A 21,468-nucleotide genomic window follows, 5' to 3' on the forward strand; every position below is an offset into this window, starting at 1 on the left:
GCCCGGCCGGGTCCGCGGTCAGGAGTGGGTGACCGTGATGCGGGACATGCGGACCTCGCCGTGGTTGTCGCCGTCGCACGGCTCGGAGTTGTCGCAGTTGGCCTGCGTATGGGCGCCCGCCTTGAAGTAGTTGGTGGCGCCCTCGTGACGGATCGTCGTCTCGAGCCGGCCGTCGTAGTACGCGTCGATCTTTCCGCCGCCCGCCACGAACCGGGCCTCGAACTCCGTGCCCAGCATGTAGTCGTCGGTGACGAGGTGGTGATGACGGTCGTCGCCGTCGGTGATGTAGAGGCTGCGGCCCTCGAGACGGAAGACGGTGACGTCGTCGTCCCCGCCGTGCACCTGGGCGCCGACCACGTACGGCCGTGCCTCGGGCAGCGCCGTGAACGCCTCCCTGCGAGAAGGCCGCCAGAGCGGGTTGGGTGATCTCCGTGGGGTCCTCCTCCTCGCCGGTGGGCAGCGTCAGCTTCCAGTCGGTCAGGTCGAGCACCTCGGACGGGTACGCGCAGCGGGTGGCCGTCCGTTCGTCCGGGGCCGGAGTGACGGCCCGGGCGGACAGCGTGAACGCGGCGGCCGAGACGGCGGCGGTGACGCCCGCGAGTACGACGGTCCGGGTGCGCGGCATGACGGCTCTCCTCGTTGGGGGGTGGGGCGGCGCGTACCGTAGGCGCCGCCACAGGGACCGGTCCCGGCAGCCTCGCGGCGTCACCCTCTTCCGCGCACGCGTGCGACTGATGAAGGCTCTGGGGAGAGCCTGCACAGGGTCCGCGGGCCCCAGTAGGTTCGTCCCTGAGCGCGGCCCTGCGCCGTGTGCGTTCCGGACCCGACCGAGGGGGGAAGATCCGTGCGTTCGGGGGAGCTGTTCGCCGGCCGTTATGTCCTGAAGGAGGTCGTCGGCGCGGGACGCGGCGGCGACGTGTGGCTGGCCCACGACACGGTGGTGGGCCAGGACGTCGCACTCAAACGGGAGCGGACGGACAGCGCGGACGAGGCGGCGGTGCGGCGGCTGCTGGGCGAACCGCGCGCCATGGCCAAGTTCCGGGAGCATCCTCATGTCGTCACGCTGTACGACGTGGTGGCCGTGGAGCAGGACGGGGACGGGCCGAGGACGTACTGGTTCGTCATGGAGTACGTGCCCGGCGGGGGCCTGGACCGGCAGCCGCCGGTCGCTCCCGCGCGGGCGGCCCGGATCGGCGTCCAGCTCGCCGACGCGCTGAGCGCCCTGCACGAGGCGGGCATCGTCCACTGCGACGTCAAGCCCGCGAACATCGGCCTCACCCGGCAAGGGGCCGCGAAGTTACTGGACTTCGGCGCCGCCCACCGGGTCGGCGGCAGCGAGACGATCACGGTCGGCGGCCCGTTCAGCTTCACCCCGGACTACGCCGCCCCCGAACTGGCCCGGGGCAACGTGCCACGGCCGGCCTCGGACGTGTTCTGCCTCGGCGCCACCCTGCACGCGCTGGTCACCGGAGCGCCGCCGCGCGGTGACGCGGCTGAGGACGCCGCCCGTCCCGCCCTGGGCGAGGACGGCGCGGACACCGAGCGGCTGAGGTACTGGAAGGCCGAGCACGGCGTCGTGGAGCTGGACGCCGACGCCCTGGGACCGCTGTATCCCGTGCTCGCCGCCATGCTCCACCGCGACCCCCGGCAACGCCCGGACGACGCCGAGGCCCAGCGGCTCCTGGAGGAAGCGGCCGGGACCGGCCCGGACCCCGCTCGCGGACCGGCCGCCACCGGCACCGTCCCCGGGCCGCGCAGACGGCGCCGGCCCCTGATCGCCGGCGCGCTCGGCGTCAGCGCCGTGCTGGCCCTCGGCCTCGCCGTCCTCCCCGGCCGCGGCGACGACGGGACGGCGGCCGGCTCCCCGCCCGGCCAGAGCCGGCAGGACGAGAACGCCTCCGACGGGGAAGCGCAGGCCCTCATCGGAGATCCGCACACGGCCGACGTGTGTGCCCTGACCGACCCCGCCGCCCTCGACCGGTTCGGCAACGGCGACGTGCGCGTGGACGTCGACTACGGGAACTTCGACCGCTGCGACGTGCTCGTCGGCATCGACGACGAAACGCGGATCGACGTCTCCGTCGGTCTGCTGCGCGGACCGCGACCCGAGGGCTCGGAGCCCTCCCGCACGATCGGAAGCATCGGCATCCGCCAGGAGCAGGCGGAGAGCGACGAGTGCAAGCTGCTGCTCACGTCCGACCGCGACACCGAGGACGCACTGGTCGAGGTCCGCGCCAACATGGGCAAGGGCACTGTGGTCGGCGGCAACGCCACGCTGTGCACGGTCGCCTATGAGGCGGCCGGGAGTGCGGCGGAGGTCCTCGACTCCGGTCCCGTCCCCCGCCGCTCGCCCGGCTACCCGCGCACCTCGCTGGCCTGGGCGGACGCCTGCGCACTGCTCGACGCGGAGGCGCTGTCCGCCGTTCCCGGCCTCAAGGCCGACGTGCCGGAGGTGGGCATCGCGAACTGGAGCTGCGCGTGGTCGAGCGACGTCGACGAGCTGGAGGCGGAGGTGAGCTTCTTCCGCGATCAGCCCAAGTCCGCGGTGGACGGCGCCACGGCCGTCGGACTCAACGGCTACCGCACGGTCATCGCACCGGACGACGACGGCGACTCGTGCACCGCCTTCGTCGAGTACCGCAGATACAGCGGCCAGGACGCCCGGACGGCGGCCGAGATGGTGCGGCTGGACGTCGGCGGGCGCAGGCCCACGGGCGAACTCTGCGCGACGGCGGAGGACCTGGCCGGCTCCGCGGCCGCCGGACTCCGCACGCGCTGACCCTCAGGGGGCGCAGTCCGGCCAGTCGGCGTCGTCCTCCATCAGGTCCAGGTCCGGCGGCACCAGCGTGGTCGACTCCACCAGCCCCTTGATCAGGTTGTGCAGCAGGCTGTTGTCGGCGGGCCGGCCCTGCGACTTGTCGTGCAGCAACGGGTACCGGAAACCGGTGTGATGCAGCCGTCGGCGCACGGCCTCGATCCGGTGCTCGATCCTGCGCTCGGTCCAGTTGTCGTCCGGACGGAGGTAGGCGAGCTGCCTGGCGGCCATGGCGTACGACAGGGGACGCGGATCCTCCTCGTACAGCAGATAGCGCTGCCCGAGGACGATCAGCAGCAGCCGTTCGTCGTCGTCGAGGGCCCACGTCTCCGGCCGGACCGTCTCCGCCCGCCGCCGCGACACCGGCCCCTGGTCGTCGTGGCCGGCCACATACAGTTCGACCAGGTGCTCCCGGTAGCCGGAGCCCTTCACGAACAACGGGGTGTAGCCGGTGGCGAGCGGGACCGGCTCGGTGCTCAGGTGCAGCATCCGGCCCCGGGGCAGCCGCACGAGCTGCTGCCCGGTGTTGCGCAGCCACCACATCCCCCGCCGGTACGTCAGCTCGCCGTGCCGCCGGCTGACCCGCAGGTCGTCCACGCCCACTCCGAGGTCCACGTCCGGTTCCTCACCGCGCCCGAAGCGGACCGTCAGCCCCTGACGGGGCGGAGCGCTGAGCTCCCCGGTGACCGTACGGGCATGCAGGGTCCCCGGCGCGGCGGACGCGACACCACGCGCGAGGCTGGCGGAGAGGGGCATCGCTGGTCTCCTCGGTCCGGTGCTCGTGTACGACTGACCAGTGTCCGCGACCGGCGCGGGACCCCTCCCCGGCCACGTCCGCGCGCGGGACGGGCACCGGGAACACGGCCGCCCCCCGGATCGCCCACGCCGCTTCCGTAGGGTAGGAGGGTCGCTTCACAGGTGCGGACGGGGATGGACATGTGCGGACGGTACGCGGCCAGTCGCAGGCCCGAGGATCTCGCCGGAATCTTCGAGATCGAGAAGTGGGAGCCCGAGGAGACCCTGGAGCCCGACTACAACGTGGCGCCGACCAAGGAGGTCTACGCCGTACTCGACCGCGCCCTGAAGGACTCGCAGGACCCGCGCCCGGTCCGCCAGCTGCGGAAACTGAAGTGGGGACTGGTGCCCTCGTGGTCCAAGACCCCCGAGGGCGGCGCCCGGATGATCAACGCCCGCGCGGAGACCGTCCACGAGAAGCCGTCCTACCGCCGCGCCTTCTCCTCCCGGCGCTGCATCCTCCCGGCCGACGGTTACTACGAGTGGGTCACCGGCAAGCAGGAGCGGGAGCTGGAGGCCGAGGGGAAGAAGAAGCGGCCCCGCAAGCAGCCCTACTTCGTGACGCCGGCCGACGGCTCGGTCTTCGCCATGGCCGGGCTGTACGAGTTCTGGCGGGACCGGACGCTGCCGGACGACCACCCGGGGGCCTGGTGGGTGACATGCTCCGTCATCACCACCGAGGCGGAGACCGGCCCGCTCGCCGTGTCCCCCGCGGACGGCCCGCACGCCCTGGCCGAGATCCACCCGCGGATGCCGCTGATGCTGACCCCGGACCGCTGGGACGCCTGGCTGGACCCGTCCCGCACGGACGCCGACGAGCTCCGCGCACTGCTCGCCCCGCCGCCCCCGGGCCTGATGCGCGCCTACCCGGTCACCACGGCCGTCAGCAACGTCCGCAACAACGGGCCGGAGCTGCTGAAGGAGCTGGCCGCGCCGGAAGAGGGCACACTCTTCTGACGTGACCTCCGACACGACAGACACGGTGCAGAGCGTCGAGACGGACGCCGGCACCGCCCGCATCACCTGGCACCGCGCCGTGCGCCGCGCCCGCCTCGTCCTCGCGCTGAGCCACGGCGCCGGCGGCGGCATCGGCGCCAGGGACCTCCAGGCGCTCGCCGCCGAGCTGCCCGCCCACGGCGTGACCGTCGCCCTCGTGGAGCAGCCCTGGCGGGTGGCCGGCAAGAAGGTCGCCCCCGCCCCGAAGACCCTGGACACCGGCTGGCGGGGCGTCTGGCCCGCCCTGACCGGGCCCGGCCTGCCGGTGATCGCGGGCGGACGCAGCGCCGGCGCCCGCGTGGCCTGCCGCACCGCCGGGGAACTCGGCGCCCACGCGGTGCTCGCCCTGAGCTTCCCCCTGCATCCGCCCGGGAAGCCGGAGAAGTCCCGGGCCGACGAGCTGCTGGGCGCCGGAGTGCCCACCCTCGTCGTCCAGGGCGGCAACGACCCGTTCGGCACGCCCGCGGAGTTCCCCGAGGGGACCTACGAACTCGTGGAGGTGCCCCACGGCGATCACGGCCTCGCCGTGCCCAAACGGGCGGGCCTCACGCAGGAGGAGGCCGTGGCGGTCGTCACGGACGCGGTCGTGCGGTGGACCGGCACGCTCGGCTGAGACGCCGGGAATGCCCGGGCGGCCTCCGCTGTTGGGACGGACGTATGTGCCGGTCAACGGCACCGCCGTCGTAGGAGAGGAAGTCCGCCGCATGGGTTCCACGTTCTGCCCGAGCCGCAGTGCCCGCGCCGACCTGGACTGGACGGTGCTGCACGCGGCCAAGACCGCCCCGATTCGGGCGGCGGGCGGACCGGATCGTCGTCTATCCTCCGATTCGGGCGAGACCGGTTTCGGTCTCGCGACAACACTGGAGGAGGTGGGTCCGGTTCCCGGTACCGACGCAGGGACCGAACACGGCCAGGCGGAGCAGCCCGAGGGCCAGGGCGGCACGGGCGCGGAGTCGACCGCGGAGCGCAGCGCGCGCTTCGAGCGGGACGCGCTCGAGTTCCTCGACCAGATGTACTCGGCCGCGCTGCGCATGACGCGCAACCCGGCCGACGCCGAGGACCTGGTGCAGGAGACGTACGCCAAGGCGTACGCGTCCTTCCACCAGTTCCGCGAAGGCACCAACCTCAAGGCGTGGCTGTACCGGATCCTCACCAACACCTTCATCAACTCGTACCGCAAGAAGCAGCGCGAACCCCAGCGCAGCGCGGCCGAGGAGATCGAGGACTGGCAGCTCGCCCGTGCCGAGTCGCACATGTCCACGGGTCTGCGCTCAGCGGAGTCGCAGGCGCTGGACCACCTGCCCGACTCGGACGTCAAGGAAGCGCTGCAGGCGATCCCCGAGGAGTTCCGCATCGCGGTGTATCTCGCCGATGTCGAGGGCTTTGCCTACAAGGAGATCGCGGACATCATGGGGACACCCATCGGTACGGTGATGTCCCGGCTGCACCGGGGCCGCCGCCAGCTGCGCGGCATGCTCGAGGACTACGCGCGTGAGCGCGGACTGGTCCCGGCCGGTGCCGGAGAGTCGAACGAAGCGAAAGGCTCGGGGTCATGAGCTGCGGAGAGCCGCACGAGACGGATTGCAGCGAAATCCTCGATCATCTCTACGAGTTCCTCGACCGTGAGATGCCGGATTCCGACTGTGTGAAGTTCGAGCACCACTTCGAGGAATGCTCGCCGTGCCTGGAGAAGTACGGGCTCGAGCAGGCGGTGAAGAAGCTGGTCAAGCGCTGCTGCGGGCAGGACGACGTACCCGGTGACCTGCGCTCCAAGGTCATGGGCAGGATCGACCTGATCCGCTCCGGCCAGGCCGTGCCCGACCAGGACGTCACGGCCTCGGGGGCCACGCCGCAGGAGTCCTGACACCTCACCGTGTTCCCGGCGCGTGTCACTCGTACGTGCTAATCCGCGGGTTATCGGCCCGTGGAGGCACCTGCCTGCGGCCTAGGCTCCAGATCCTGGCAGACGGCGGACGAGTGCCGCAGGCACGGTCGGGGGTGGGGCTCATGGAGGCGTTACCGGCGCGGGCCAGGGCGTATGTCGCCGGTGTCACCCTGCTGGGCCTGCTCTGTCTGGTTCCGCCGCCGGTGCTGACGGCACCGGGAGTCCTCCCGGACGTCCCCGTCCCCTGGTGGCCGGTCGTCCTGCTCGCCGCGCTGTACGCCGGATGCGAGCGCCTCGCCCGGTCACGTCTCGTCGCCGCCCCGTACCCGGGCGGCACCTTCCACCCCGTTCTGCTCGCCGGGGCCTTCCTGCTGCCGCCGTACGCCGCCGCGCTGGTCGCGCTGCCCGGGGCGCTTCTGCTTCCCGTGGAGCAGCGGCCGTACCCGGCGCACAGGCTCTGGCGGGCCGCTCAGCTGGTGCTCGCCGTGTGGGCGGCCGGCCGGGTCCACGCGGCGGCCGGGGGGCCCGGCGCGGTGGCGGACTGCGACGTACCGGGCGCGCTGGCGACGGCCGGGGCCGCGGTCCTGGCGTTCTGCCTGGTGCTCACCCTGCTCGACGGCGGCATCCCGGCGACGGCGTCCCGCAGATCCCCGCGCGGGCGGCCGATGACGGCCCTCGCCGCGTGGTGGCGGCACTTCCTGCGGTCTCTGGCACCGCTCACCGTGCACGGTCTGGCCGGGCTCATGATGGCGCTGCTGTGGCGCAGCGCCTACGGCCCCATGGCGGCGCTGCCGGTGCTGCTGCCGATGGGCGTCTCGTGGTGGGCGTTCGCCCAGTACCACCGGGAGCGGGCCGCCCACCAGGCCACGATCCGCGCGCTCGTCCAGGCCGTCGACATCAAGGACGGCTACACGCGCGGACACAGCGAGCGCGTCGGACGGGCGTCGATGATGATCGCCCGGGAACTGGGCCTGGACGACGAACGGGTCGAGATGCTGCGCTTCGCCGGCATCCTGCACGACGTCGGCAAGCTCGGTGTCCCCACCCGGCTGCTCACCAAGAACGGCCCGCTGACCGCCGAGGAACGCCGGGTGATCGAACTCCATCCCGAGTACGGGCACGAGATGGTGCGGGGCATCTCCTTCCTCGGCGAGGCCCGCGCGGCGGTGCTGCACCACCACGAGCGGCTGGACGGCTCGGGCTACCCCTACGGGCTGGCGGGCGGTCAGATCCCCGAACCCGCCCGGGTGGTCGCGGTCGCCGACGCCTTCGACGCGATGACCTCCAACCGCTCCTACAGCAGGGCACGGCCCGTGCCCGCGGCGCTCGAGGAGCTCCGCCGGTGCGCGGGCACCCACTTCGACCCGCGGATGGTCGGCGCACTGGTACGCGCCATCGGCCGGTCCGGCTGGCACCCGGCGGTGACCGCCGACGACCACCGCTCCACCGCCCTTCCGGGGCCCGCAGCGCCGCTCACCGACCGGTCCGGGGCGCGCCGGTGAGGCCGCGGCTGCACACCGTCGTGCACCTCTGTGCCGCCGTCCTCGCGACGGGCTCCCTGGGCAGCACCCTCTACAACGGCGTCGAGGAACGGGGAGCCGCCCTGGCGTTCGGGGTGCTCGTCACGGTCGGCGAGCTCACCCGGCGCAACGGGACCCGGATCCGTCAGGCCGCTCCGCTGGCCGCCGCCGGCTCGCTGTCGTACGCGCTGCTCGCCGAGACCGCGGGGCGGCCCACCCACCACGGCGCCGCCCAGGTCGTCACCGTGGTGCTCGCCGCGTCCCTGCTCGGCAGCGTGCCGCACGTCGGGCGCGGCGACGGACCCGCCCTCGACCCGGCGGCCCGCCGGGTGCTGACCGTCGGTTTCGTCGCCCTGTGCTTCCAGCCCCTCAACAACCGGGGGGTCTTCGACGACTGGGGCGGTTCCGCCCACGCGATGCTGCTGCTCGCCCTGCTGTCCCTCACCGCTCTGTGCGACGCCGTGCTCGCCGCCGCGCTGGCCCACTCCCGCACCGGCTGGCCCTTCCTGCCGATGCTCCGTGACGAACTGCGGGCCGTTCCCGGCATCGGGGCCGCCGTCATCGCCACCGGTGCCGTGATGGCGCTCGGGGTCGCCGTCGTGGGGCTGTGGGCGCTGCCCGTCTTCTCCGTGCCCCTGCTGCTGGCCCAGCTGTCCTACCGGCGGTACGCCGCCGTCCGCGCCACCTACCGGCAGACCATCGCGTCCCTGGCGCGGGCCACCGAGATCGCCGGGTGCACCCCCGCCGGCCATGCCCGCCGGGTCGCCGCGCTCAGCCAGGCGGTGGGCCGGGACCTCGGGCTGACCGAGCCCGAGCTGACCGTGCTGGAGTACGCGGCGCTGATGCACGACATCGGCCAGCTCAGCCTCGTCGACCCGGTCCCCGCGGGTGCCACCGCCGGCCTGCCGGTCTCCGAGCAGCGGCGGATCGCGCTGCTCGGCGGCGCCGTGGTGCGGCAGACCGGGGTCGACCCCCGGGTGGCCGGGATCGTCGAACGCCAGGCCGACCCGCATCCGGAGCAGCCGCTCGCCGCGCGGATCGTCCGGGTGGTGAACGCGTACGAGGAGAAGTCCCGGGAAGGAGGTCCCGGCGGGCCGCTGACCGCACTGGAGGAACTGCGGCTCGCTACCGCCGGGGAGTACGCGCCGGAGGTCGTCGAGGCGCTGGCCCGGGTGCTGTCACGGAACACGGAGGGGGCGCGTGCGGATGGAGACCGGTCGTGGTGAGAGCCTCGCACGGGACTGTCTGACCCCGTGCGAGGCTGGGTAACCCATGGGTAATGAGCGTCCTTGTGGCCGTACGTGGTTGGATGCGAAGGAGAGGGTGTCCGGGGGCGCGGATCGGTACAGCCGGCCCACCGAACGGAACTGGCAGGCGGGAATCGTGAGGATCTTCGGCAAGGGACGGCACCGGCCCTCCGCCTCCTGGCGGCAGGCCACGGATCGCGCGTTCACGCTCATCGGCGACGGCCGGTACGAGGACGCGGGCGCGCTGCTGACACGTGCCGCCGATCTGGAGCCCTGGCTCTCGGAGTCCTGGTTCAATCTGGCGCTGCTGCACAAGTTCCGGCACGACTGGGAGCAGGCGCGGTCGGCGGGCCTGCGCGCCGTGGCGCTGCTCGACCGCGACACCGGGGCTCCCGACTGGTGGAACGTCGGCATCGCCGCCACCGCCCTGCAGGACTGGCCGCTGGCCCGGCGGGCCTGGCAGGCCTACGGGCTGAAGGTGCCAGGACCGGCCACCGACTCCGGTGAGCCGCTCGGCATGGACCTGGGCAGTGCGGCCGTACGGCTGTCCCCGGAGGGGGAGGCGGAGGTCGTGTGGGGGCGGCGCCTGGACCCCGCCCGGATCGAGGTGCTGTCCATTCCGCTGCCGTCCTCCGGACGCCGCTGGGGCGAGGTCGTCCTGCACGACGGTGTGCCGCACGGCGAGCGCAGCACCGCCGCCGGGCACACCTACCCGGTGTTCGACGAGATCGAGTTGTGGGCGCCGTCGCCGGTGCCGACGTGGGTGGTGCTGCTGGAGGCCGCGTCCGAGACGGACCGGGACGCCCTGGAACAGCTGGCCTCCGACGCCGGTTTCGCCGCCGAGGACTGGTCCTCGTCCGTGCGGCTGCTGTGCCGGATGTGCTCCGAGTCCCGGATGCCGTCCGACGAGGGCGAGGGCGAGCACCTGGACCCGCACGACCACAGCGAGCCGGGGCACCCCGGTCCCCTGGGCCATCGCACGGACGGGCAGTTGTGGGTCCCGGAGCGCGAGTGCGGTCTTGCTGCGCCGGCTTCGCTGGTGCGGGGGCTACTGGACGGGTGGGTTGCGGACAGCCCTGACTCGCGGGACTGGCGGGATCTCGAAGAGGTCTGTTAGGGGCGGGCGCGCAGATCGTTCCCCGTACCCTGTATCAGCATCACCCCCGGATTTTCCCAGGAAGGCACACCTCGGTCATGGCTCAGCAGGACACCGATCAGCAGCAGGCGGGCGTGCTCCCCGTCGACGACGAGGGGTTCGTCATCGACACGGAGGACTGCGAGGAGCGCGAGGCGGCCTGGCGCGAGCGTGGCACCTCGCGTCCGATCACGGTGGTCGGCAACCCGGTGCTGCACAAGGAGTGCAAGGACGTCACGGACTTCGGCGAGGAGTTCCAGCAGTTGGTCGCCGACATGTTCGCCAGCCAGCGCACGGCCGAGGGCGTGGGCCTGGCCGCCAACCAGATCGGCGTCGACCTGAAGGTCTTCGTCTACGACTGCCCGGACGACGAGGGCGTGCGCCACGTCGGCGTGGTCTGCAACCCGAAGCCGGTCGAACTGCCCGCCGAGCAGCGCCGGCTCGACGACAGCAGCGAGGGCTGTCTGTCGGTGCCGACCGCCTACGCTTCCCTGGCCCGCCCGGACTACGCCGAAGTGACCGGACAGGACGAGAAGGGCAACCCGGTCCGGGTACGCGGCACCGGCTACTTCGCGCGGTGTCTGCAGCACGAGACCGACCACCTCTACGGCTACCTGTACATCGACCGGCTGTCCAAGCGGGAGCGCAAGGCGGCGCTGCGGCAGATGGCCGAGAACGAGCCGCGCTACCCCGTGGTCGCCAACGACTGACCGCCCCTGACGGAGCCCTTCCGCTTCCTCCCGAACGGCGCCCGACCGGACACCTCTCCGGTCGGGCGCCGTTCGTCTGTGCGTGCCGAAAGGTAGTGAAAGAAGCAAATCCGTTCCCAGAACGGTCAGTTGTGGTGCTGAATGGAGGTGCGGGGATACGCACGGCGTGCGCCCGGCTCGGGGGGCGGGCGCACGCCAACTGGCGGCTGAGAGGGGATTGTTCGTGCATGCTTTGTCACACGGCACCACATCGACACCGACCACCATCGCGGTTCCACCGGCGCTGTCTCTTCCGGTGATCGAGACGGCGTTTCCCCGGCAACTCCACCCGTATTGGCCGAAGCTTCAGGAAACGACCAGGGCGTGGCTGCTCGAAAAGCGGCTCATGCCGGCGGACAAGGTGGAGGAATATGCCGATGGCCTGTGCTACACCGACCTTATGGCGGGGTACTACATTGGCGCCCCCGACGAGGTCCTGCAGGCGATAGCGGACTACAGCGCGTGGTTCTTCGTCTGGGACGACCGGCACGACCGCGACATCGTGCACGGCCGGCCCACCGCCTGGCGGCGGTTGAAGGACCTGCTGCACAGGGCCCTCGACAGTCCCACCGATCACCTGCGTCACGAGGATCCGGTGGTCGCGGGGCTCGCGGACAGCGTGCGACGGCTCTACACCTTCCTGCCGGGCAGCTGGAACGCCCGGTTCGCGCGGCACTTCCACGCGGTGATCGAGGCGTACGACCGGGAATTCCACAACCGTACGGAGGGAATCGTCCCCACCGTGGAGGAATACCTGGAACTGCGCCGGCTCACCTTCGCGCACTGGATCTGGACGGATCTCCTGGAACCGAGTGCGGGAAGTGAACTTCCGGACCCGGTACGGAAGAACCCGGCGTACCGGAAGTCGGCGCTGCTCAGTCAGGAATTCGCCGCCTGGTACAACGACCTCTGCTCGCTGCCGAAGGAAATCGCGGGCAGCGAGGTGCACAATCTCGGCATCAGTCTCGTCACCCATGAGGGACTGACACTCGAAGAGGCGATCGTCGAGATGAGGAATCGCGTCGAGGAATGCATCCGCGAATTCCAGAATGCGGAACACGATGCATTGCGATTCGCCGACGCCCTCGACGACGGCACCGTCGGAGGAAAGGAAACGAGCGCCGCCGTTCGCACCTGTGTCGGCAACATGCGGAACTGGTTCAGTTCCGTCTACTGGTTCCACCACGAGTCCGGCCGGTACCGGGTCGACAGCTGGGACGACCGGTCCACGCCCCCGTACGTCAACAACGAAGCGGCAGGTGGGAAATGACCGTCGAGTCGGTGAAACCCGAGACGTCCGCGACGACCGCACTGTCCGAACCGCCCCTGGCCGGCGGGGGAGTCCCCCTCCTCGGCCACGGCTGGAAGCTGGCCCGCGATCCGTTGGCCTTCCTGTCCGGGCTGCGCGACCACGGCGAGGTCGTGCGCCTGAAACTGGGACCGAAGACGGTGTACGCCGTCACCACCCCCGCCCTCACCGGGGCGGTGGCCCTGAGTCCCGACTACATCATCGCCGGACCGCTGTGGGAGTCCCTGGAGGACCTGCTCGGCAGGGAGGGCGTCGCCACCGCCAACGGCCCGCTCCACCGGCGCCAGCGCCGCACCATCCAGCCCGCCTTCCGGCTCGACGCGATCCCCGCCTACGGGCCGATCATGGCGGAGGAGGCGTACGCGCTGGTGGAGCGCTGGCGCTCGGGCGAGGTGCTGGACATCACGGCGGAGTCCTTCCGTGTGGCCGTCCGGGTCGCCGCCCGCTGCCTGATGCGCGGCAGCTACATGGACGACCGGGCGGAGCGGATCTGCACCGACCTCGCCACGCTGTTCAGCGGCATGTACCAGCGCATGGTGGTGCCCCTCGGACCGCTCTACAAGGTGCCACTACCGGCCAACCGGGAATTCAACCGGGCTCTGGCCGATTTGCATGTCCTGGTGGACGAGATCGTCGCCGACCGACGGGCAAGCGGTCAAAAGCCGAACGATTTGCTGACGGCTTTGCTGGAGGCGAAGGACGACAATGGCGAGCCCATAGGGGAACAGGAGGTGCACGATCAGGTCATCGCCATCCTTACCCCCGGCGCTGAAACCGTCGGATCCACTGTCATGTCCCTCCTCCTGGTTCTCACCGAGCACCCGGAACTGGGCGACAAGATCCGCGACGAGGTGAAAACCGTCGTCGGTGACCGCCCCGTCGCATTCGAGGACGTCCGAAAGCTGACGTACACCGCGAATGTCGTCACCGAGACCCTGCGCCTGCATCCGGCCGTCTGGATATTGACGCGCCGCGCGGTGGCCGACACGGAACTCGGCGGATACCGCATTCCCAAGGGGGCGGACCTCATCTACAGCCCGTACGCCGTCCAGCGCGACCGGCGGTCCTACGAGCGGAACGAGGAGTTCGATCCGGACCGCTGGCTTCCCGAACGGGCCAAGGACGTGCCCAAGTACGCGATGAGCCCGTTCAGCGTGGGCAACCGCAAGTGCCCCAGTGACCACTTCTCGATGGCCGAGCTCACCCTCATCACCGCGGCGGTCGCCTCCGCCTACCGGTTCGAGCACGCGCACGGCTCCGACGCCCGGCCCCGGATCGGCATCACGCTCCGGCCACGCCGGCTGATGCTGCGGGCGCTGCCCCGCTGACCGTCCCGTACCGGCGCGCGTTCAGGCGGCCTCCGGGCCCCGGAACGCGCGCCGGTAGGCCTGCGGGGTGGTGCCCACGGCCCGCACGAAGTGGTGGCGCAGGGCCGCCGCGTTGCCGAAGCCGGTGCGGCCCGCGATCGCGTCCACGGTCTCGTCCGTCGCCTCCAGCAGCTGCTGGGCCAGCAGGACCCGCTGGCGCAGGATCCAGCGGTAGGGCGTGGTGCCTGTCTCCTGCTGGAAGCGGCGGGCGAAGGTGCGCGGGGACATGTGGGCGCGGGCGGCGAGCTGCTCGACGGTGACCTCCTCGTCGAGGTGCCGCTCCATCCACACCAGCACCTCGGAGACGGTGTCGCCCCCCGGCCGGGGCAGCGGGCGCTCGATGTACTGGGCCTGGCCGCCGTCGCGGTGCGGGGGGACCACCATACGCCGGGCGATCTTGTTGGCGACCTCCGGACCCTGCTCCTTGCGGACCAGATGCAGACAGGCGTCGATCCCGGCGGCGGTGCCGGCGGAGGTGATCACCGGGTCCTCGTCGACGTAGAGCACGTCCGGTTCCACGGTCAGATGCGGATACCGCCTGGTCAGCTCCTCCGCGTGCTTCCAGTGGGAGGTGACCCGCCGGCCGTCGAGGAGCCCGGCGGCGGCGAGGACGAACACCCCGGAGCAGACGCTGAGCACCCGGGCGCCCCGGTCCACGGCCCGGCGCAGGGCGTCCAGCAGCTCGGGCGGGAACTCCCGGGAGACGTAGGAGGAACCGGCGGGCACGGTCACGAGGTCGGCCGTCTCCAGACGCTCCAGGCCGTGCTCGAGCTGCAGCGCGAAGCCCGTGTTGCTGCGCACGGTAGGGCCGTCGGCCGAGACGACGGCGAAGTCGTAGACCGGCAGCCCGTCGTCACTGCGGTCGACGCCGAAGACCTCGCAGACGACGCCGAGTTCGAAGGGGTTCACGCCGTCGAGGAGGACGGCGGCCACGTTCTTCAGCATGGCTCCAGTGTGCCTCGACGTTGGCAGTAAATCGAGGGTCTACGGCAGTCCTGCCACTGCCAGTAAGGAGTGTTCCGCGCGACAGTGGTGACATGGATACGAACCAGACGGAAGCGCTGATCGCCTTGGTGGCCGTTCTCGGCCTGCTCGTCCTCGTGACCCTCCCCGCCCTGATCGGCATCGCGCACGACCGCCGGATCGACCGGCAGATCGCGCGTGCCGAGGCCGCCCGCGCGGCCGCCGAGCGCCCCGCCGACCGGACGCCGGCCCGCCCGGCGCAGGGTGCCGCCTCACACCGCACCGCAAGGGCGGCGTGAGGCGGCACCGGGGGCCCGGTTCCCCGGACGTCCTCGTCAGAAGTCCTCGTCCAGGTCGACCGTGCCCTCCACGGCGACCTGGTACGCGGACGGACGCCGCTCGAAGAAGTTGGTGAGCTCCTGGACGCCCTGGAGCTCCATGAAGGAGAACGGGTTCTCCGAGCCGTGGACCGGCGCGAAGCCCAGCCGCACCAGCCGCTGGTCGGCGACGCACTCCAGGTACTGCCGCATCGACTCGGTGTTCATGCCCGGCAGCCCGTCCCCGCACAGGTCGCGCGCGAACTGCAGTTCCGCCTCGACCGCCTCGCGCAGCATGTCGGTGACCTGCCGGCCGAGCTCCTCGTCGAAGAGCTCCGGCTCCTCCTTGCGCACGGTGTCGACCACGTCGAAGGCGAAGGACATGTGCATCGTCTCGTCGCGGAACACCCAGTTGGTGCCGGTCGCCAGCCCGTGCAGCAGGCCCCGCCCGCGGAACCAGTACACGTAGGCGAAGGCGCCGTAGAAGAACAGCCCCTCGATGCAGGCGGCGAAGCAGATCAGGTTCAGCAGGAAGCGGCGGCGGTCCCCGCGCGTCTCCAACCGGTCGATCTTCTCCACCGAGTCCATCCACCTGAAGCAGAACTCGGCCTTCTCCCGGATGGACGGGATGTTCTCCACGGCCGCGAAGGCCGCCGCCCGGTCGTCCGGGTCGGGCAGATAGGTGTCCAGCAGCGTCAGATAGAACTGGACATGCACCGCCTCCTCGAACAGCTGCCGCGAGAGATACAGCCGCGCCTCGGGGGAGTTGATGTGCTTGTACAGCGTCAGCACCAGGTTGTTCGCCACGATCGAGTCGCCCGTGGCGAAGAACGCCACCAGCCGTCCGATCAGGTGCTGCTCCTCCGGACTGAGCTTCGCCAGGTCGGCGACGTCCGAGTGCAGGTCCACCTCCTCCACGTGCCAGGTGTTCTTGATGGCGTCCCGGTAGCGCTCGTAGAAGTCCGGGTAGCGCATGGGGCGGAGAGTCAGCTCGAAGCCGGGGTCGAGCAGGTTCTTGTCGGTCATCACTGGCAGGCCTCGCAGGACTCGGGGTTTTCCAGGGAGCAGGCGACCGCTTCGGGATCGGGCGTCTGCCGGGCGGGGACGGGGACGGAGGCGCGCGCCGCCCGGGCGATCCGGGTCGCCGGGCGGGACCGCAGGTAGTACGTGGTCTTCAGGCCCTGCTTCCAGGCGTACGCGTACATCGAGGAGAGCTTGCCGATGGTCGGCGTCTCCAGGAACAGGTTGAGCGACTGCGCCTGGTCCAGATACGGGGTGCGGGCGGCGGCCATGTCGATCAGACCGCGCTGCGGGATCTCCCACGCCGTGCGGTACAGCCGGCGCACCTCCTCGGGGATCCACGCGAAGTCCTGTACCGAGCCGCCCGCCTCGCGCAGTGCCTCGCGCGTGCGCGCGTCCCACACGCCGAGCGCCTTCAGATCGTTCACCAGGTACGAGTTGACCTGGAGGAACTCCCCGGACAGCGTCTCGCGCTTGAACAGGTTGGACACCTGCGGCTCGATGCACTCGTACACCCCCGCGATCGACGCGATGGTGGCGGTGGGCGCGATCGCCAGCAGCAGCGAGTTGCGCATCCCGGTGGCCGCGATCCGCGTCCGCAGCGCCGCCCACCGCTCCGGCCAGGCCGGCTCGACGTCGTAGTGGTCGGGGTGCAGCACGCCCCGCGCGGTGCGGGTCTTCTCCCACGCGGGCAGCGGGCCGTCGCGTTCGGCCAGGTCGGCGGAGGTCTCGTAGGCGGCGAGCATGATCCGCTCGGCGATCTTCGTGGACAGGGCCTTCGCCTCCGGGGAGTCGAAGGGCAGCCGCAGCCGGAAGAAGACGTCCTGCAGGCCCATGGCGCCGAGACCCACGGGGCGCCACCTGGCGTTGGAACGGCCCGCCTGCTCGGTCGGGTAGAAGTTGATGTCGACGACCCGGTCGAGGAACGTCACGGCCGTGCGCACCGTCGCGTCGAGGCGCTCCCAGTCGATGTCTCCCCGCTCCACGAAGGCGCCGAGGTTGACCGACCCCAGGTTGCAGACCGCCGTCTCCCCGTCGTCGGTGACCTCGAGGATCTCCGTGCAGAGGTTCGAGGAGTGGATGACGTGGCCCGCGGTCGCCGTCTGGTTGGCCGTCCGGTTGGCGGTGTCCTTGAACGTCATCCAGCCGTTGCCGGTCTGTGCGAGGGTGCGCATCATCCGGCCGTACAGCTCCCGCGCCGGGAGCGTCCTGCGCTCCAGACCCTTCGCCTCGGCGGCCCGGTACGCCGCAGCGAACTCCTCGCCCCACAGGTCCACCAGCTCCGGCACGTCCGCCGGGGAGAAGAGCGACCACTGCCCGTCGGCGTCAACCCGGCGCATGAACTCGTCCGGCACCCAGTGCGCGAGGTTCAGGTTGTGCGTACGGCGGGCGTCCTCACCGGTGTTGTCGCGCAGCTCCAGGAACTCCTCGATGTCGGAGTGCCAGGTCTCCAGGTAGACCGCCGCCGCGCCCTTGCGCCGCCCGCCCTGGTTCACGGCCGCGACCGAGGCGTCCAGCGTCTTCAGGAACGGGACGATGCCGTTGGAGTGCCCGTTGGTGCCGCGGATCAGCGAACCCCGCGAGCGGATGCGGGAGTAGGCCAGCCCGATGCCGCCGGCGTGCTTGGAGAGCCGGGCGACCTGGTGGTAGCGGTCGTAGATGGAGTCCAGCTCGTCCTTGGGGGAGTCCAGCAGGTAGCAGGACGACATCTGGGGGTGCCGGGTACCGGAGTTGAACAGGGTGGGGGAGGAGGGCAGGTACTCCAGGCGGCTCATCAGCGTGTACAGCGCGGCGACCTCCTCCACCGCGCGGGCGCCGTCGTCCTCGGCGAGACCGGCGGCGACCCGCAGCAGGAAGTGCTGGGGCGTCTCGACGACCTTGCGGGTGACCGGATGCCGCAGCAGGTAGCGGCTGTGCAGGGTGCGCAGGCCGAAGTAGCCGAAGCGGTCGTCGGCGCGGGTGTCGATCAGCGCGTCGAGCCGGTCCCCGTGCAGCCGGACGAACGCGGCGGTCCGGTCGGCGATGAGACCCTCGCGGTGCCCGGTCGCGACGGACCGGGTGAACGACGTGACGCCCTGGGAGGCGGCCTCCGCGCGGATGGCGATGGTCAGCAGCCGGGCGGCCAGCCGGGAGTAGGCCGGGTCCTCGGAGATGAGCCCGGCCGCCGCCTCGGTGGCCAGTTCCCGCAGCTCCGCCTCGTCGGCGTCCGCGGACCGGCCGCGCAGCGCCGCGGCGGCGACCCGGCCGGGGTCGGCGTCGGGCAGGTCGGCGGTCAGCTCCGTCAGGGTCCGCAGCAGCGCGGCACCGGGGCCGCCGCCCTCCTCGGTCACGTCGATCGCTGAAGCCGGATCGGCTGGCGCGATGGTCACGTGGGGCTCTCCCTCGCTCGGCACGGGGGCCTCGAAGAGCGCAGGGGGCAGCACACGAGCGCACGCGGCGTCGCGTCCACCGGCCCATTCCGCGAGGCCCGGACGTCAGGGCACCCGGACCGGACGGCCGGGCGCACTGTCGGCAGGTCCTCGGACTGACGCCCATGCGCCCGCGGGCGGGCAGGCATGGGTACACCGTTGCGGGACAGTTCCGGATTCGCACCGGATTCCCCTGCGGCGACAGCGAGCATGAGCATACATCTTGTGCCGGGTGCCGCCAGCACCCCCATATGTTGTGTCGGACCGGTGTCAGAGCGTCAACTCGTAGGTGAGGAGCATGATGTCGTCCAGCTCCGGCAGCGGGTTCCAGTCCCGGTCCGGGGTGCGGGTGAAGCCCAGCCGTTCGTAGATGCGGTGGGCGGAGTGCATGGTGCGCTGGGTCGACAGCACGATCCGCCTGCACCCCTCGATCCCCCGTGCCCGGTCGACACAGGCGCGCACCAGAGCCTCCCCGGCCCCGCGGCCCCGGCCCGCGCGGGCCACCGCCAGCATCCGGATCTCCGCCTCGCCCGGCCCCGCTATGTCGGCCATCGGCCCGGGGCCCGGCACGAACGTCACCCCGCCCAGCACCACTCCGTGCTCCGCGGCGACCAGCACCTCGGCCGCGGCCGCCCGCTTCGCCACGTCGCGCAGCTCACCGAGGTACGCGTCGCTCTCCCCGAAGTCCAGCAGTCCGTCCAGCAGATAGGCCCCCGCGGTGATCTCACCCAGCTGCTCGTACTCGCCGGGCTGCACCGGCCTGATGACGATGTCCATGGGGGGAGTGTGCCGGACGGGTACGAGGACGGGCCGCCGGATTTCTCCGGCGGCCCGTCCTCGGATGCGACTACGGCGTCAGTGGCTGCTGCTGCCGGCCGTGGCCGGCGGAAGCTCCACCTGGACTCCGGGGTCGCCCGCGTCCGCCGTGTAGTCCTCCGGCTTGGTCTGGTCGATGCCCTCGGGCGCCTTGAGGGCCCGCAGGACGAAGGTCAGGACGACCGTGACCACGACGTTGAGCACGAAGGCGGTGAGACCGATGTAGCCGATCTCGCCGATGCCCGGGATCTCCTTCGACGACCCGCCGAAGTGCTTCTGCGTCGGCGAGGCCACCCCGTACGCGGCGGCCGTGCCGTAGATCATGCCGACGGCCCAGCCGCCGATCAGCGCCCAGCGGTGGAACCAGCGGGTGAACAGGCCGCCCACCAGCGCCGGGAAGGTCTGCAGGATCCAGATGCCGCCGAGGAGCTGGAAGTTGATCGCGACCGTCTTGTCCATGGTCAGGACGAAGAGCAGCGCGCCCACCTTCACCAGCAGGGACACGATCTTGGAGACCTGGGTCTCCTGCTTGGGCGTCGCGTCCGGCTTGATGAAGTCCTTGTAGATGTTGCGGGTGAACAGGTTCGCCGCCGCGATCGACATGATCGCCGCCGGCACCAGTGCGCCGATGCCGATCGCCGCGAAGGCCACGCCCGCGAACCAGGCCGGGAACATGTTCTCGAACAGCTGCGGAATGGCCAGCTGGCCGTTGCTGACCTTGACCCCGGCCGCGATGGCCATGAAGCCGAGCAGCGCCAGCAGACCCAGCATCAGCGAGTACAGCGGCAGGATCGTGGTGTTGCGGCGGATCACCTCACGGCTGCGCGAGGACAGCGTCGCGGTGATCGAGTGCGGGTACATGAACAGCGCGAGCGCTGAGCCGAGCGCCAGCGTGGCGTACGTCCACTGGCTCGCCTCGCCCGGTACCAGCGCACCGCGCGGTGCGCCCGTGGCCGGGTTGGTCTGGCTGTAGGCCTCCCGCGCGGAGGCGAAGATCTCGTCGAAGCCGCCCAGCTTGATCGGGATGTAGATGATCGCCACCGCGATGACGATGTAGATCAGCGTGTCCTTCACGAAGGCGATCAGAGCGGGAGCGCGCAGACCCGACGAGTACGTGTACGCGGCCAGCACACCGAAGGCGATCAGGATCGGCAGGTCCTTGATGAACCAGTTGGTGTCCTCGCCGCCGCCGACGCCCATCACGTCCAGCACGGCCTGGATGCCGACCAGCTGGAGCGCGATGTAGGGCATCGTCGCCAGGATGCCGGTGACCGCGACGGCCAGCGACAGGCCCTTCGAGCCGAACCGGCCGCGCACGAAGTCGGATGTCGTCACATAGCCGTGCTTGTGCGACACCGACCACAGCCGGGGCAGGAAGGTGAAGATCAGGGGGTACACCAGGATCGTGTACGGCACCGCGAAGAAGCCGGCCGCGCCCGCCGCGTAGATCGCCGCCGGTACGGCGACGAAGGTGTAGGCGGTGTACAGGTCGCCGCCGAGCAGGAACCAGGTGACCCAGGTTCCGAAGGAGCGGCCGCCCAGACCCCACTCGTCGAGGCTGTGCTCGTTCTCGGCCTTGCGCCAGCGCGCGGCCATGAACCCCATGGCCGTGACGAGCAGGAAGAAGAAGATGAAGACGGCGAGTGCCACGCCGTTCACGCCGTCGTTCACCGCGACGCACCGCCCTTCGAGGCCGAACGGGCGCGCTGGTCACGCTGCCACAGCTTGTAGGCGATCATCGTCAGCACGGTGGAGATCAGCACCCACAGCATCTGGTACCAGTAGAAGAACGGGATGCCGATGACGACGGGGTCGGTCTTCGCGTACGAACCGACCCACAGCATGGCCACGAACGGTGCGACGAGACAGAGGGCGATGACGACGCGCATGGGCGTCACCACCGGCCCTCCCGGGTTCTCTGGAGCTTGCGACATCAGACGGCTACCGTCCCCTCACTGATCACCGGCGGTAATGCGCGGAAATGTAGGTCAGGGCGCGGCGCGGTCGTAACCCCTCGCCCGCAGAGCGGTACTCAGGCGCCGCCCAACCGAGAGGCAACAGCAACGAAAACCTTGTCAACCACCCAATTTGTCTGGATATAGAAGCACTTCCGAGAGGTCCCGCGG

General features: G+C 71.1%; 20 protein-coding genes and 1 riboswitch. Of the genes, 12 read left to right on the forward strand and 8 right to left on the reverse strand.

Translation table 11 applies throughout. The annotated features are described in order from the left end of the window. Nucleotides 1-18: 18 nt before the first annotated feature. Nucleotides 19-357 (reverse strand): polysaccharide lyase family 7 protein, encoded by a 339-nt coding sequence (locus ACZ44S_RS11020; protein ID WP_466927000.1) that lies wholly within the window; start codon nt 355-357, stop codon nt 19-21. 487 nt (nt 358-844) lie between these two features. Between ACZ44S_RS11020 and ACZ44S_RS11025 the strand changes: the two genes are divergently transcribed. After that, the gene (locus ACZ44S_RS11025) at nt 845-2,779 is read left to right on the forward strand and encodes a serine/threonine-protein kinase (RefSeq protein WP_466927001.1); all 1,935 of its coding nucleotides are present in this window, start codon (nt 845-847) and stop codon (nt 2,777-2,779) included. Between the two features lie 3 nt (nt 2,780-2,782). Here the strand turns inward: ACZ44S_RS11025 and ACZ44S_RS11030 are convergent, their stop codons facing one another. Next, a complete protein-coding gene (locus ACZ44S_RS11030; RefSeq protein WP_466927003.1) occupies nt 2,783-3,571 on the reverse strand; it encodes an FHA domain-containing protein in 789 nt (262 codons plus the stop codon). A 180-nt stretch (nt 3,572-3,751) separates the two neighbouring features. On the opposite strand from ACZ44S_RS11030, the gene ACZ44S_RS11035 reads away from it, so the two are divergent. From ACZ44S_RS11035 to ACZ44S_RS11080, 10 genes are all read left to right on the forward strand, one after another. Then, nucleotides 3,752-4,567: an SOS response-associated peptidase gene (locus ACZ44S_RS11035; RefSeq protein ID WP_466927477.1), complete on the forward strand. Its 816-nt coding sequence runs from the start codon at nt 3,752-3,754 to the stop codon at nt 4,565-4,567. A 1-nt stretch (nt 4,568) separates the two neighbouring features. Beyond that, the gene (locus ACZ44S_RS11040; protein WP_466927005.1) at nt 4,569-5,219 is read left to right on the forward strand and encodes an alpha/beta hydrolase family protein; all 651 of its coding nucleotides are present in this window, start codon (nt 4,569-4,571) and stop codon (nt 5,217-5,219) included. A 256-nt stretch (nt 5,220-5,475) separates the two neighbouring features. Continuing rightward, nucleotides 5,476-6,162, forward strand: a complete 687-nt coding sequence (gene sigR, locus ACZ44S_RS11045; RefSeq protein WP_320588452.1) for an RNA polymerase sigma factor SigR — start codon at nt 5,476-5,478, stop codon at nt 6,160-6,162. After that, a complete protein-coding gene (gene rsrA / locus ACZ44S_RS11050; protein WP_466927007.1) occupies nt 6,159-6,470 on the forward strand; it encodes a mycothiol system anti-sigma-R factor in 312 nt (103 codons plus the stop codon). Before sigR ends, rsrA begins: the two co-directional genes overlap by 4 nt. A gap of 143 nt (nt 6,471-6,613) precedes the next feature. Continuing rightward, nucleotides 6,614-7,993, forward strand: a complete 1,380-nt coding sequence (locus ACZ44S_RS11055) for an HD-GYP domain-containing protein (protein ID WP_466927009.1) — start codon at nt 6,614-6,616, stop codon at nt 7,991-7,993. Then, entirely contained in the window at nt 7,990-9,237 is a 1,248-nt protein-coding gene (locus ACZ44S_RS11060) for an HD-GYP domain-containing protein (protein WP_466927012.1), read from the forward strand. Before ACZ44S_RS11055 ends, ACZ44S_RS11060 begins: the two co-directional genes overlap by 4 nt. A gap of 157 nt (nt 9,238-9,394) precedes the next feature. Continuing rightward, the gene (locus tag ACZ44S_RS11065; RefSeq protein WP_190161526.1) at nt 9,395-10,375 is read left to right on the forward strand and encodes a hypothetical protein; all 981 of its coding nucleotides are present in this window, start codon (nt 9,395-9,397) and stop codon (nt 10,373-10,375) included. 77 nt (nt 10,376-10,452) lie between these two features. Beyond that, entirely contained in the window at nt 10,453-11,103 is a 651-nt protein-coding gene (gene def / locus ACZ44S_RS11070; protein ID WP_466927015.1) for a peptide deformylase, read from the forward strand. 223 nt (nt 11,104-11,326) lie between these two features. After that, nucleotides 11,327-12,412, forward strand: coding sequence for an epi-isozizaene synthase (gene cyc1, locus ACZ44S_RS11075; protein ID WP_466927017.1), 1,086 nt, complete (start codon nt 11,327-11,329; stop codon nt 12,410-12,412). Continuing rightward, nucleotides 12,409-13,779, forward strand: a complete 1,371-nt coding sequence (locus tag ACZ44S_RS11080) for a bifunctional albaflavenone monooxygenase/terpene synthase (RefSeq protein WP_466927019.1) — start codon at nt 12,409-12,411, stop codon at nt 13,777-13,779. Before cyc1 ends, ACZ44S_RS11080 begins: the two co-directional genes overlap by 4 nt. Nucleotides 13,780-13,800: 21 nt before the next feature. On the opposite strand, the gene ACZ44S_RS11085 is transcribed toward ACZ44S_RS11080, so the two are convergent. Continuing rightward, nucleotides 13,801-14,763 (reverse strand): GlxA family transcriptional regulator, encoded by a 963-nt coding sequence (locus ACZ44S_RS11085; protein ID WP_466927021.1) that lies wholly within the window; start codon nt 14,761-14,763, stop codon nt 13,801-13,803. Nucleotides 14,764-14,855: 92 nt separating this feature from the next. Here ACZ44S_RS11085 and ACZ44S_RS11090 point away from each other — a divergent pair, with 92 nt between their 5' ends. Next, the gene (locus tag ACZ44S_RS11090; RefSeq protein WP_466927023.1) at nt 14,856-15,080 is read left to right on the forward strand and encodes a hypothetical protein; all 225 of its coding nucleotides are present in this window, start codon (nt 14,856-14,858) and stop codon (nt 15,078-15,080) included. Between the two features lie 36 nt (nt 15,081-15,116). Here ACZ44S_RS11090 and ACZ44S_RS11095 read toward each other — a convergent pair whose 3' ends face one another. The 5 genes from ACZ44S_RS11095 to ACZ44S_RS11115 all read right to left on the reverse strand — a co-directional run bounded on the left by ACZ44S_RS11095 (nt 15,117) and on the right by ACZ44S_RS11115 (nt 21,276). Beyond that, nucleotides 15,117-16,124 carry a ribonucleotide-diphosphate reductase subunit beta gene (locus ACZ44S_RS11095; protein ID WP_466927025.1) on the reverse strand — a complete coding sequence of 336 codons (1,008 nt, stop codon included), beginning with the start codon at nt 16,122-16,124 and terminating at the stop codon, nt 15,117-15,119. Beyond that, nucleotides 16,124-18,487, reverse strand: a complete 2,364-nt coding sequence (locus tag ACZ44S_RS11100) for a ribonucleoside-diphosphate reductase subunit alpha (protein WP_466927028.1) — start codon at nt 18,485-18,487, stop codon at nt 16,124-16,126. Before ACZ44S_RS11100 ends, ACZ44S_RS11095 begins: the two co-directional genes overlap by 1 nt. A gap of 124 nt (nt 18,488-18,611) precedes the next feature. Then, a riboswitch (cobalamin riboswitch) is annotated at nt 18,612-18,781 on the reverse strand. Between the two features lie 15 nt (nt 18,782-18,796). Further along, entirely contained in the window at nt 18,797-19,303 is a 507-nt protein-coding gene (locus ACZ44S_RS11105; protein ID WP_466927030.1) for a GNAT family N-acetyltransferase, read from the reverse strand. A 78-nt stretch (nt 19,304-19,381) separates the two neighbouring features. Further along, nucleotides 19,382-21,013, reverse strand: a complete 1,632-nt coding sequence (gene mctP / locus ACZ44S_RS11110; protein WP_466927032.1) for a monocarboxylate uptake permease MctP — start codon at nt 21,011-21,013, stop codon at nt 19,382-19,384. Beyond that, nucleotides 21,010-21,276 carry a DUF3311 domain-containing protein gene (locus ACZ44S_RS11115; RefSeq protein WP_466927034.1) on the reverse strand — a complete coding sequence of 89 codons (267 nt, stop codon included), beginning with the start codon at nt 21,274-21,276 and terminating at the stop codon, nt 21,010-21,012. Before ACZ44S_RS11115 ends, mctP begins: the two co-directional genes overlap by 4 nt. Nucleotides 21,277-21,468 lie beyond the last annotated feature (192 nt).

The organism is Streptomyces malachitofuscus (genome assembly GCF_055571035.1).

What these genes read in the sequence shown, in the direction of transcription:
- ACZ44S_RS11090 (WP_466927023.1), top strand. Translation starts at nt 14,856, where the DNA reads ATGGATACGAACCAGACGGAAGCGCTGATCGCCTTGGTGGCCGTTCTC.
- ACZ44S_RS11030 (WP_466927003.1), bottom strand. Translation starts at nt 3,571, where the DNA reads ATGCCCCTCTCCGCCAGCCTCGCGCGTGGTGTCGCGTCCGCCGCGCCG.
- ACZ44S_RS11085 (WP_466927021.1), bottom strand. Translation starts at nt 14,763, where the DNA reads ATGCTGAAGAACGTGGCCGCCGTCCTCCTCGACGGCGTGAACCCCTTC.
- def (WP_466927015.1), top strand. Translation starts at nt 10,453, where the DNA reads ATGGCTCAGCAGGACACCGATCAGCAGCAGGCGGGCGTGCTCCCCGTC.
- rsrA (WP_466927007.1), top strand. Translation starts at nt 6,159, where the DNA reads ATGAGCTGCGGAGAGCCGCACGAGACGGATTGCAGCGAAATCCTCGAT.
- ACZ44S_RS11080 (WP_466927019.1), top strand. Translation starts at nt 12,409, where the DNA reads ATGACCGTCGAGTCGGTGAAACCCGAGACGTCCGCGACGACCGCACTG.
- ACZ44S_RS11115 (WP_466927034.1), bottom strand. Translation starts at nt 21,276, where the DNA reads ATGTCGCAAGCTCCAGAGAACCCGGGAGGGCCGGTGGTGACGCCCATG.
- ACZ44S_RS11095 (WP_466927025.1), bottom strand. Translation starts at nt 16,124, where the DNA reads ATGACCGACAAGAACCTGCTCGACCCCGGCTTCGAGCTGACTCTCCGC.
- ACZ44S_RS11105 (WP_466927030.1), bottom strand. Translation starts at nt 19,303, where the DNA reads ATGGACATCGTCATCAGGCCGGTGCAGCCCGGCGAGTACGAGCAGCTG.
- ACZ44S_RS11035 (WP_466927477.1), top strand. Translation starts at nt 3,752, where the DNA reads ATGTGCGGACGGTACGCGGCCAGTCGCAGGCCCGAGGATCTCGCCGGA.
- ACZ44S_RS11055 (WP_466927009.1), top strand. Translation starts at nt 6,614, where the DNA reads ATGGAGGCGTTACCGGCGCGGGCCAGGGCGTATGTCGCCGGTGTCACC.